Genomic DNA, 10,871 nt, shown 5'->3' with positions numbered 1-10,871 from the left:
ATTTATCAACCCAGCAACAGGGACGAACAATTATTCTTAATGGTCGTTCTTTGCCCGTTTCTTGGCGACAGTGGACAGCAGCAAATAGTACCAGAATCGCCATGAGTGACACGGGAGCAAGACAATTATTCGGCATGGATTTTCTTAGCACAAATGATTCAAAAAAGCAACCGATCAACTGGTTTAATTTACAAACTTTATCAGCTAATTTGATCAATTCCGATCGCTGGCTAGACGTTACGGATATTTTACTAAAAATGGGGGCAACAACCACTATTAATGGTGATAGTTTAACTATTAACTTTCCTGCTCCTCAGATTCAAGATATTCAGCTAGAAAATTATGGAGCAGTACAAAGGATTATTATTCAACTCGATCGCCCGACCTTTTGGCAAGTTAGTCAGTCAAAAAATCAGGCAGTGATTACCCTAGAAGGAAATGCCCAGCAATCCCTTATCTCTAGGTTTCAACCCCAAACTATCAGCAACAGTAATCAAAATAACGATGAAGATGATCTAGGTAACTCTAATAATAACTTACCGACTCAGATCGCTTCCTTAGAAAATAATGGAGTGATCAGTCGTTTAAAAATTAACCTTCCCACTGCCTACGGATTACAGATCAGCAGTGTGGCTAATCCTCCCCGAATTATCATTGATTCTCGTCCCGATGCTATGGATGAAAAGCGCATTGTTTGGCAACCAGGGTTAATCTGGAATCAAAAATATATCCAGTTAGATCAAGATTGGTTTCCCGTGACTTGGTTAGAAATCGATCCCAGAAATCCTCAGATAACTATTAAACCAATTACCGCTAATTCCACCTCAATGCGCGGCACTAATCCCCTGATCACGATTAATAGCGAAAGTAATGCGGTAGCGATGATTAATGGCGGCTTTTTTAATCGTAATAATCAGTTACCTTTGGGAGCAATTCGTGTGGATGGCAAATGGTTATCTGGACCAATTTTAAACCGAGGAGCGATCGCATGGGATAATCGTGGTAAAATCAGGATCGATCGCCTCAGTTTAGAGGAAACTCTCATTACTGTCACCGGACAACGTTTTCCCCTAACCCATTTAAATAGTGCTTTCCTGACAGCCGGCTGCAGTCGTTATACTCGCGATTGGGGGAGTAATTATCATCCCCTCACCGAGCGGGAAACCGGGTTAGTCGTTCAAGGCGATCGCGTGACGGAGAAATTAAATAATCTTTTCCCACAGGATAGTATAGACATACCAGAAAATGGCTATTTAGTCATCTGCCGAAAGACAGAGATTAATTTAAATATTGGTGAGACAGTCAACCTCGATAGCGTCACCCTACCGAGAGATTTTGCTGATTATCCCCAGATTTTAGGTGCTGGCCCCCTATTATTGCAGAATGGGCGCATAGTTTTGGATGGAAATGCCGAAAAATTTAGTCCTGCATTCCAAAATCAACAAGCTTCCCGCAGTGCGATCGCAGTTAGCCGAGAAGGAAAAATTTTGCTAGTGGCTATCCATAATCGCGTCGGGGGAAGGGGGGCAACTTTAGGCGAATTAGCCCGAATTTTGCTGTTAATGGCGGCAAAGGACGGTTTAAACCTAGATGGGGGTAGTTCCACCGGGATAGCCTTGGCGGGTTATCTACTCGATCGCTCTGCCGTTACCGCCGCAAAAGTCCATAATGGAATAGGGATATTTTTATCCCCGTCTCCTTGACAGGTGTGAAAACAATGGATAATAGCGACTGGATTAAACAATTGCTGCTGATGGGTATTGGTACTACTTCCATGGTGGCAGAAAAGATCAAAGAAGTGAGCGACGAATTAGTAAAAGACGGTAAAATCAATTCCGATCAGGCTAAAAACTTTGTCGATGATCTGATGACACAGATGAAGTCTGAACAAGGGAGCTTCGAGAATAACTTAGAACGCTATATCCGCAATATCTTGCAGGATTTAGGGGTTCCCCGACAATCGGAAATGGATGAACTGCGGGGAAGGATTGATAGATTAGAACGGCAGGTGAGAGACTTAGAGAATAAACTCTGGCGTTAGGGAACTATGAAATCAATGCGCGAAATCTTGCTCAGTTTTGCTATTATTGCGGTTTGTGGCTTATTTTTAATCGTTGCTTCCCTCTTTGGTGGAGGGGAAAAAACCAATGCGATCGCCGCAGAAATCGATCCACCCGCTATCACTCAAACTATTAATAAGGAAATCATCTCCATGGATTTAGATCAAGCAGTCACCACCGATTCGGGACTAAAATACATAGATATCGTGGAAGGAACTGGAGAAAGTCCTCAAAAAGGTCAAAAAGTGACTGTTCACTATACGGGAACCCTGACAGACGGCAAAAAATTCGATAGTTCCAAGGATCGCAATCAACCTTTTACCTTTACCATTGGAGTTGGTCAAGTGATCAAAGGATGGGATGAGGGAGTCGCATCGATGAAAGTCGGTGGGCAGCGTACCTTAATTATCCCCCCAGAATTGGGTTATGGTGCGCGGGGTGCCGGTGGGGTAATTCCTGCCAACGCGACTTTACTTTTCGATGTGGAATTGTTGGGAGTTAAATAGGTTTTTCCTCTGATTTTTCACTTTTACCCGCATCGATCCCGAATGCGGGTTTTTTGACAAATTGCCAGAAGCTAAGGGCCAAATCAGGAAGATTTAGTAAATTCTAGACCGTTTTCGCTACCGTAACGTTCCATAAAACGCATAAAACGATCCCACTCTGCGGGAGAATTGAAAATAACCGTAGCTTCGATCGCCATGGGTTTACCGTTGATAAATTTGCCTTTTACTTTCGTGGTGACGATTTCCCCTTCCTCATCGATGAGATACATCCCCGTGATTTCCTCGGTTTGTTGATCTCCGAGGATAGTCGGTTGCTTAAAATAAAATTCTGCCGATCCCTTCTCTCCCGTTTTAGTGCGACTTAAGCGGATATCGGGAACAACAGGTTCTTTTAACCCCTTGGAAAACTGAATTTCTGCCATTACTTTTCTTTATCCTTGTCATGAAATACACATTTCTAGATCATCTCACACCAAGTCGCAAGTAAAAAGCAGATGGGACAGCATAAGCTCAAAATATCAATACCAATATCATTTTTCCTTATTCGTAGCAGGCCTATCCATTAGTCATACTAAATCCTATTTAAAAGGTATAGGAGAGTGGAGAGTGGGGAGTGGGGAGCAGGGAGCGGGGAGCAGGGAAAAACAATCCATAACTTGGGAGTTAATCACACTATTAAAAACGGATTCGGTGTCACATCTTTCTTAACACAAAATTTGACAAAAAGACAAAAGTATGCAAAGTGGCTCAAGTTGGTTCTCTGGAAGTAACTAATTTGATGGAATAGTTCCGGCGTTCTAGTCGGTCGTTAATTTCCATGCCCTCTATAATACAGCCCCTGTCAGGGTTCTGTCCCTTCTCAATTAAAACTTTTTATTGCGCTGACTAATTACGCGTGTTTTAGCTTACTTGTGTCCTTAAATACTTCTTTTACCGCGTCAAATCACACAAGTCTTTGTATAAAGGCTGTATGCTCATAGTCGGACTAAATTAAATTGTTGCCATTGCTTCCCGTTTCTCATCCAGACTGTGTTGAGATTTGTCAAAGCTAATTGCAAAAGTAATCTTTTACATCCAATGGTTTTTAAGTCTGTTAGCACTCTATGTCTATCGTAAGTAAACAAGAACCTAAGCTGGAAACGCTCACCCTATTTCAAAAACGCCCAAAAACGGCGTTCTGGGAGAGATTTTGGGGTGTGAGTATAATTAACCATCTCTGCCATTACCTTTGAAAAATTTGACTTAAACAAATTATGAATAGATATGCAGTCTATTAGCAGTTATCTTAACAGTGAGATACGAAGTTTCTGGTTTTAGAGAACGACGCAACGGCGGAACGTCGGAATATTATCTGATCGTCCAGAGATGATGACAAATACCGCCACACTCCATCTTCATGATAAACGCTATAATCTGAAAGTTGTTGCCAGTTGCTCATCATGAAAAAACTTACTTATTCATTGCTCCCCCTGGGGATTACTTTTGGACTTTGCCTAAACATTGCCCCTGCTTCCGCTGGTTTCATAGTACGAGAAGTCATTCCCGACGCTGCTCTTTCTATTGACGGCTTCGGAAGCACCTCCAACAACGGAGTTATTAAAGCCAATATACCCACAGGTTCTACTATTCAGAGGGCTTATCTCTATGCCGCTTCCGTCTGGGAGAAGCCAGTTAACGGAGTAAATTTTCATGGGAATGCACTTTCCGTGGGTTCGGGAATTACTCTTGCTCCCCAATGGGACAACCAGGCTACTACTGTTCTTTGGGATGTTACTGATATCATCAAGTCCAGTGTTACGGGAGGACTCCAAAACTTTAATATCGTTGAGGAGGGGCAGAATGATGGTGCGGTTCTTGTCGTTGCCTATAGTAATCCTTCTACCCAAGGTTTGACCTCCGTTATCTTAGACGGGGAACTGTCCACCGGGGGAGACACAAGTCAGTTTAATTTTGCCAGTCCTTACACTGGGGGAGATTTTCTGGTTTCACTCGCCTCTAGTTACAGCGATCAGCCTGATCAAGCCACTGAGATTGACGTAACCACTGATTCGACCATTAATCGACGTTTGACCAGTAGCGCAGGAGGGGCGGATGACCGCACTACTGGTGAGTCCTCAGAAAATGGAAACTTAATAACTGTTGGGGGAATAGGTGATAACCCTACTAACCCCGGCCCATTCGATTCCCCCTCCCTTGGACCGAGAATCGATGATGAATACTATAACCTCGCCCTTGGCAATAGCGCTAATTCTGCCCCTTTTATCTCACCTGGAGATACCTTCCTTAGCTTAACAACAAAAAACCCAAGCAATGATGATAACGTTTTTGGAATGTTTATCACCAGTGGATTGAAGAGCACTGTCCCCGAACCATCCATGACACTGGGTATTTTCGGTATCGGTGCCATCGGTATCTTACTATCTCGTCGTGGTAAAAAATCCTAAGCTGCCCGCGAATTTAAATTGCTTGTTGAGATGAGGCAAGAGTGCCTCTTGCCTCCTACTCCCCTCTCCCTTTCTGGGAGAGGGTTTGGGGGTGAGGGCAATTAACCATCTCTGCCATTACTCTTGAAAAATGGTATAAAGCTCCCTAAGGGACTCTCGGACTGCAATCAGTGGCAAAATCAAGGCTATGATCGATCACTGATAACCAATAACTGAGATGAGATGGTTTTATTAGAAGCAGCGGTTCATTCTTCCCTACGCGCTTTTTTACGGGAACAAGGGCGCTTTTACTGGTCTCATCATCTCACTATGGGGCGACTGGTGGCTAGAGCTTTACGCCTAAAACGTTCCTCTCTCATACAAACTGGAACTACTCTCATCCGTTATTGTCTCAGTTATCTCACCCCAGCTCTTTTAGCTGATACACCTGTTCTAATTGTTGCCCCGGAGTCAGAAGTAAACCTACTGTTAGAAGTGGAAATCCCCCATCTGCAAGCATGGTTACAAACTCAGCGAGATATCCTCAAAAGTGATCGCTTTCCCGCTAATTTTACCGGTTTACTCCTCACCACACCCCAACAATGGTTAGAGGATAAATTGGACAATCTCGGTCATTTTCCCCACAATATCCCCACGATAATCGATCGAGCCGAAGATTTAGAAACTTGTCTAGTAGATTATCTCACCGTCACCATTACTCCCGAACAGTGGTTCGCTTTAGGGTCAGCATATCCCCACCATAGAGAGGTTATAGACTTAATTAAAGCACAACTTGGCCAAAGTATTCTTGGTCATCCAATTAATCCCTATAATTGCTATCTTATTGATGCCAAAGAAAAAGAATATATAATTGCTCTCCTGCAACGCTTGGATCAAGACTTAGCCACTGATTCTGCTTGGCAACTTTTAGCGGCAAAAATCCCCGAGCATAATTATCTCCTCTGGACATCAGTAGATCGAGATCGAGAAGAATTTACCCTAAAAATCAGTCCTTTGGAGGTGGCTAGTTTTTTCAAACCGATTTGGCAGCAGCAACCCTTTGTTTTAATCGGCAGTTTTTTAGATAGCGAAAAATCAGCTAATTTATACCGTCAAAATCAGGGTATCGGAGAAATTTTAACTCTAAAGTTTGCAGCTGATCGCGAAAGTGAATATATTCATTTATATCTACCCGATCGCATCAGCGCCCCCAACACACCCGAATTTCAACCGATGTTATTAAAGCAAGTGCGAGAATTAGTTAGCGCTAATCATACCAGTGAACAACCGATCGTGATCCTGATTGAAGATGTTCCCCTCAAGGCACAAATTGCCACCCAAATCGCAGCCGATTACGGTTCGCGAGTGCAAGTGGAAAAAACTGAGATTAATAATAATACTATTCTGGTTTGTGGTTGGCAATTCTGGCAAATCCATCAAGAAAAATTTCCGACTCCCAGTTTATTAATTATCGCTACTTTACCCTTACCATCCCCCGAAAATCCTCTCGTTGCTGGCAAAATTGCTTACTACAAACGACAACATCTCGACTGGTTTCGTGCCTATCTTTTACCCACAGCAGTGAGGGAAATTCAGAAATCTGTCCAGTCTCTCCGGGAGTGTCAAGGTTGTGTGGCTGTCCTCGATAATCGTGTCAATGCCCGCAGTTATGGCAGACAAATTCTCTCCGCTTTAGAACCCTATGCTAAAGTTAATTATCTCGATCAACAATTTTTTCAAGATAAAGATTAAATCAGTTATCAGTTATCAGTTATCAGTTTACTGTTTACTGATAAAATCTCCCCCGGAGCCATATTTCCAACTGTCTAAATAACGATGGTAAAGATATTTTTGCTTGTCGGGTAACTTTTCTAAAACAGGTTTTAAGGTGGCTGCCAAGGGATATAAACCACTATACAAAGCTAAATTAAAATAATGTCCCGTCCAATCGATAAAAGGATTGATACCCACTTGCGGAATCATCGGTAAAACTAATTGAGGATTAACCAAAGGCAAAGTTTTTGAGAGGGAAGAAAACTGCACCACATCCTGTAAAAATGGTTTTAATACCTCATCTCCCAACTTGTCCATTACCCGAAAAACTCCACTCATTAAGTCATTAATTTGATTGGGATTAGGGTTAGCATATATCTGGACACTCATGGTTTTTTGAAATAGCCACGTTACCGATATATTAGGTTGATATGGTTGTAAAAGGGCTAAATCTTCTCGGTTTAAAGCATCGATTTGTAAAGCTTCCTCGATGGCGAAAGTTAGCCTTTTTAAATGCCTGACCATTGCCCCAAAACCACCAAAACTTACCGGAGATTGACTACCACTACTATCTCCCACTGCCAGAATTCTTGACCAAGGCATCTTTAAAGGACTTTGACGATAGGCAGGGAAAAAACCCGCTAGAAAACGCTGAAATTTTACCGCTTCTAAATCCACCTTTTGATACTCCGGCAGTAATCTTAAATACTCCTCCATCAAAAATTCTAAACTAAAGCGATCGGGATGGGTATCGAGATAGGTAAATAAATAAGTTGTCCGACCATCCCTAGCGGGAAATGCTTCCCAAAAGTATTGACATTGGTGCAAGATTGGGGTAAAAGAATAAATCAAATCACCAGTTTCATTACTGGGAAAACCCTGACCGCAACTACCCACCACTAAACAAACTCCATCGGGTTTTTCTCCTTTTCTTGCCTGTTTTGCAATTGGCGAAAAATGACCCATGGCATCGATTAATAAACGGGTTTTTAAAGTCATTTCTCCCGTTTTAACCATTACTCCATCGGGATGAATAATCGCCCCACTAAACCCCGAATTTTCTAATAACTTTCCTCCCGCTTCTAAAAACTTAGTTTTTAAAGTCTCTAGCAAATAAACCGGATCAACACCGATATTTAAAATATCTCTGACCCAAAGCTCATAACCTTGATAAAATCCCACCCTCCCAGGATTATATTCCGTCGCTATCGCTTGATTTAATTCAGCTTCGGTCAATAAATCTAACTCTAAAAAACTGCTTAATTCTAAACGTGAAATATTCCACTCCTGCTCACGACCGCGCAGAATACCTCTTTCTAATAATGCCACACGCCAGCCCCTAGTTTGCAAAGCAGCCCCGATGAAAATTCCCAAAGTTCCCCCCGCAATCACTAGATCAAAATCCGTCTCTCCTAAAGATTCTTGACTTTGATTAATTACCGCAGGAATAACTGGATTTTCTAAGCGCAAAGCTTGCCAAGCTCGATCGCTGGCTAGCAATTGTTGTAAACTCTGAGGAGATACTCGATCGAGTAAAGATGCAACTAAAGACATAATCTTATATCAGTTATCAGTTATCAGTTATCAGATGTGAGTTTTCAGTTATCATACTAAATCCGTTGAGTATAGGTAACATATCAGGACAGGCACTCATGCAAGAGGCACTCATGCAAAGGGGAGAATAAATAATCAGTTTTTAATAACTGGATTTAGTATCAGTTCACTGTTTACTGCTCACTTAAAAAAGCTCCCTTCTAGCCGTTTCCTAACAGCAGAGACTGGCCACCGCACCATTAAGATCACTGCTATACCCAGAGGAGAAAACTATTTAGATTGGAAAAACTTTTTCCCTTCTTCAATAAGTTTATTAATATCCTTGAGAGAAACTCCGAAAATTGCTAAAACTCCCGTAAAGACTAACAAAAAACCGATAAAACTATTCCGATCATAGAGAAATAAACCCACCAAAACGATAAAATAGGGAGAGAGAATTTTACTAATATTTTCAACTACAGTAACTACCTCTGGCGGGGGAGTCTCAACAAGATTAATATCAGTTTTATCCTGATCTGGTTCGAGATTTTGCTTAATCGAAAACATCACCTCCTGTAGGTCTTTTACCTCCGGTGGGTTCGGTTCTTTCGCTGGTTTGCCAAACATTTTTAACTCCCTCGCCAATTTATCTATATCCTCTATGGTAGCCAAAAAAAGGGCAAGCAGGAAAAGCGCAAGCAAGTCGAGAAATTCTCAGCGCAATTTTCCTTAACAACCCCCTCGGCCTGGGCTGCTATAATCAGAGGAACAACTCCCAAGTTCGTTAACGGTACAAAAAAACTATGAATACCAGTCCAGATCGTGTGATTATCTTCGATACCACCCTTCGAGATGGGGAACAGTCCCCGGGTGCCGCTTTAAATGTGGATGAGAAGCTAACCATAGCGCGCGCACTGGCACGACTGGGAGTTGATGTCATTGAAGCGGGTTTTCCCCACGCTAGTCCGGGGGACTTTGATGCGGTGCAGAAAATTGCCGCCAGCGTCGGCAGCGAAGCTGATAGCCCGATTATTTGCGGATTAGCCCGCACTACTCAAAAAGATATCAAATCAGCCGCCGATGCGCTCAGACCCGCCGCCAAGCCCAGAATTCACACCTTCCTAGCCACATCTGATATCCACCTCCAATACAAACTTAAGAAGACTCGTCAGGAAGTTCTTGAGATTGTGCCGGAAATGGTGGCCTATGCCAAATCCTTCGTTGATGATGTGGAATTTTCCCCCGAAGATGCCGGCCGCAGCGATCCCGAATTCCTCTATCAAGTCCTCGAAAGAGCGATCGCCGCAGGAGCCACCACCGTTAACATTCCCGATACCGTCGGTTACACCACCCCCAGCGAATTTGGGGCTTTAATCCAGGGAATTAAGGAAAATGTCCCCAATATCGACCAAGCGATTATCTCCGTCCATGGTCACGATGATTTAGGGTTAGCGGTGGCTAATTTCCTCGAAGCAGTTAAAAATGGCGCTCGACAGTTGGAATGTACCATTAACGGCATCGGTGAGCGTGCCGGTAATGCTTCCCTAGAAGAGTTGGTGATGGCCCTTCATGTCCGGCGCTCCTATTTTAATCCTTTCCTTGGTCGTCCAGCAGAGTCCACGGAACCTTTAACCAAGATCAACACCAAGGAAATCTATCGCACTTCTCGCCTAGTTTCTAATCTTACCGGCATGATCGTGCAACCGAATAAGGCGATCGTCGGTGCTAACGCTTTCGCACACGAGTCGGGAATCCATCAGGACGGGGTGTTAAAACATAAACTCACCTATGAGATTATGGATGCAGAATCGATCGGTTTAACCCATAATCAGATCGTTCTCGGTAAACTCTCTGGCCGCAACGCTTTTCGCTCTCGGTTACAGGAATTGGGTTTTGAACTTTCGGAAACGGAACTTAATAACGCTTTTATCCAGTTTAAGGAAATGGCTGATCGCAAAAAGGAAATCACCGATCGCGATCTGGAAGCGATTGTTAACGATGAAATCGATACGGTTCCCGATCACTTCCGCCTCGAATTAGTACAAGTGTCCTGCGGAAATAGCGCCCGGCCCACGGCCACGGTAACGATTCGCACTCCTGACGGTAGCGAGTTATCCGATGCGGCCATTGGGACAGGGCCGGTGGATGCTCTCTGCAAAGCGATCAATCGAGTGGTGAAGATTCCTAACGAATTAATCTCTTTCTCGGTGCGAGAAGTTACCGAGGGAATCGATGCTTTAGGAGAAGTGACCATCCGTCTCCGTTACGAAGGACGCACCTACTCCGCTCACGCGGCCGATACCGATATTATTGTCGCCTCCGCTCGCGCCTACGTCAGTGCCTTAAACCGTCTCCACGTCGCACTGCAGCAGAAGGAAAAAACCCCCGAAATGCTACAAGTCTAGATAGGGTGTTAGGGTTTTAGGGTTTTAGGGTTTTAGTTGAAATTCCCCCACTACCCCACCACCCCACTTCCCCACACCCCACACCCCACACCCCACACCCCACACCCCACACCCCACTTCCCCACTTCCCCACACCCCACGTCGCTGTTGGAGAAAATCTTAAATTTGTCT

Annotated in this window: 9 protein-coding genes; 6 read left to right on the top strand and 3 right to left on the bottom strand. The window is 43.6% G+C overall.

Features of this window, described 5'->3' with window-relative positions:
- The 3 genes from PX636_RS16985 to PX636_RS16975 all read left to right on the top strand — a co-directional run.
- Positions 1–1,703 (top strand): phosphodiester glycosidase family protein (locus PX636_RS16985; protein WP_288117972.1); only part of this gene is annotated, 1,703 nt, incomplete at its 5' end.
- Between the two features lie 14 nt (positions 1,704–1,717).
- Positions 1,718–2,041 carry a phasin family protein gene (locus PX636_RS16980; RefSeq protein WP_002758682.1) on the top strand — a complete coding sequence of 108 codons (324 nt, stop codon included), beginning with the start codon at positions 1,718–1,720 and terminating at the stop codon, positions 2,039–2,041.
- Positions 2,042–2,047: 6 nt separating this feature from the next.
- Positions 2,048–2,566, top strand: a complete 519-nt coding sequence (locus tag PX636_RS16975) for an FKBP-type peptidyl-prolyl cis-trans isomerase (protein ID WP_288055549.1) — start codon at positions 2,048–2,050, stop codon at positions 2,564–2,566.
- Positions 2,567–2,649: 83 nt separating this feature from the next.
- On the opposite strand, the gene psb28 is transcribed toward PX636_RS16975, so the two are convergent.
- Positions 2,650–2,988, bottom strand: a complete 339-nt coding sequence (gene psb28 / locus PX636_RS16970) for a photosystem II reaction center protein Psb28 (RefSeq protein ID WP_002796202.1) — start codon at positions 2,986–2,988, stop codon at positions 2,650–2,652.
- 1,017 nt (positions 2,989–4,005) lie between these two features.
- On the opposite strand from psb28, the gene PX636_RS16965 reads away from it, so the two are divergent.
- Positions 4,006–5,010: a PEP-CTERM sorting domain-containing protein gene (locus tag PX636_RS16965; RefSeq protein WP_288117969.1), complete on the top strand. Its 1,005-nt coding sequence runs from the start codon at positions 4,006–4,008 to the stop codon at positions 5,008–5,010.
- A 222-nt stretch (positions 5,011–5,232) separates the two neighbouring features.
- Positions 5,233–6,741, top strand: a complete 1,509-nt coding sequence (locus PX636_RS16960; protein WP_002796205.1) for a helicase C-terminal domain-containing protein — start codon at positions 5,233–5,235, stop codon at positions 6,739–6,741.
- 27 nt (positions 6,742–6,768) lie between these two features.
- Here the strand turns inward: PX636_RS16960 and PX636_RS16955 are convergent, their stop codons facing one another.
- Both PX636_RS16955 and PX636_RS16950 read right to left on the bottom strand, forming a co-directional pair.
- Positions 6,769–8,316: an FAD-dependent oxidoreductase gene (locus PX636_RS16955; RefSeq protein WP_288117968.1), complete on the bottom strand. Its 1,548-nt coding sequence runs from the start codon at positions 8,314–8,316 to the stop codon at positions 6,769–6,771.
- A gap of 270 nt (positions 8,317–8,586) precedes the next feature.
- Positions 8,587–8,922 carry a hypothetical protein gene (locus PX636_RS16950; RefSeq protein WP_002783895.1) on the bottom strand — a complete coding sequence of 112 codons (336 nt, stop codon included), beginning with the start codon at positions 8,920–8,922 and terminating at the stop codon, positions 8,587–8,589.
- Positions 8,923–9,098: 176 nt separating this feature from the next.
- On the opposite strand from PX636_RS16950, the gene PX636_RS16945 reads away from it, so the two are divergent.
- Positions 9,099–10,700 carry a 2-isopropylmalate synthase gene (locus PX636_RS16945; protein WP_125730982.1) on the top strand — a complete coding sequence of 534 codons (1,602 nt, stop codon included), beginning with the start codon at positions 9,099–9,101 and terminating at the stop codon, positions 10,698–10,700.
- Positions 10,701–10,871 lie beyond the last annotated feature (171 nt).

Source organism: Microcystis sp. M53598_WE2, from assembly GCF_030067735.1.
In the GTDB taxonomy this organism is placed as follows: Bacteria; Cyanobacteriota; Cyanobacteriia; order Cyanobacteriales; family Microcystaceae; genus Microcystis; species Microcystis aeruginosa.
This window is presented reverse-complemented; position numbering and strand designations above follow the sequence as displayed.

Coding starts and splice junctions, on each gene's coding strand:
- PX636_RS16980 (WP_002758682.1), top strand. CDS start 1,718: ATGGATAATAGCGACTGGATTAAACAATTGCTGCTGATGGGTATTGGT.
- PX636_RS16975 (WP_288055549.1), top strand. CDS start 2,048: ATGAAATCAATGCGCGAAATCTTGCTCAGTTTTGCTATTATTGCGGTT.
- psb28 (WP_002796202.1), bottom strand. CDS start 2,988: ATGGCAGAAATTCAGTTTTCCAAGGGGTTAAAAGAACCTGTTGTTCCC.
- PX636_RS16965 (WP_288117969.1), top strand. CDS start 4,006: ATGAAAAAACTTACTTATTCATTGCTCCCCCTGGGGATTACTTTTGGA.
- PX636_RS16960 (WP_002796205.1), top strand. CDS start 5,233: ATGGTTTTATTAGAAGCAGCGGTTCATTCTTCCCTACGCGCTTTTTTA.
- PX636_RS16955 (WP_288117968.1), bottom strand. CDS start 8,316: ATGTCTTTAGTTGCATCTTTACTCGATCGAGTATCTCCTCAGAGTTTA.
- PX636_RS16950 (WP_002783895.1), bottom strand. CDS start 8,922: ATGTTTGGCAAACCAGCGAAAGAACCGAACCCACCGGAGGTAAAAGAC.
- PX636_RS16945 (WP_125730982.1), top strand. CDS start 9,099: ATGAATACCAGTCCAGATCGTGTGATTATCTTCGATACCACCCTTCGA.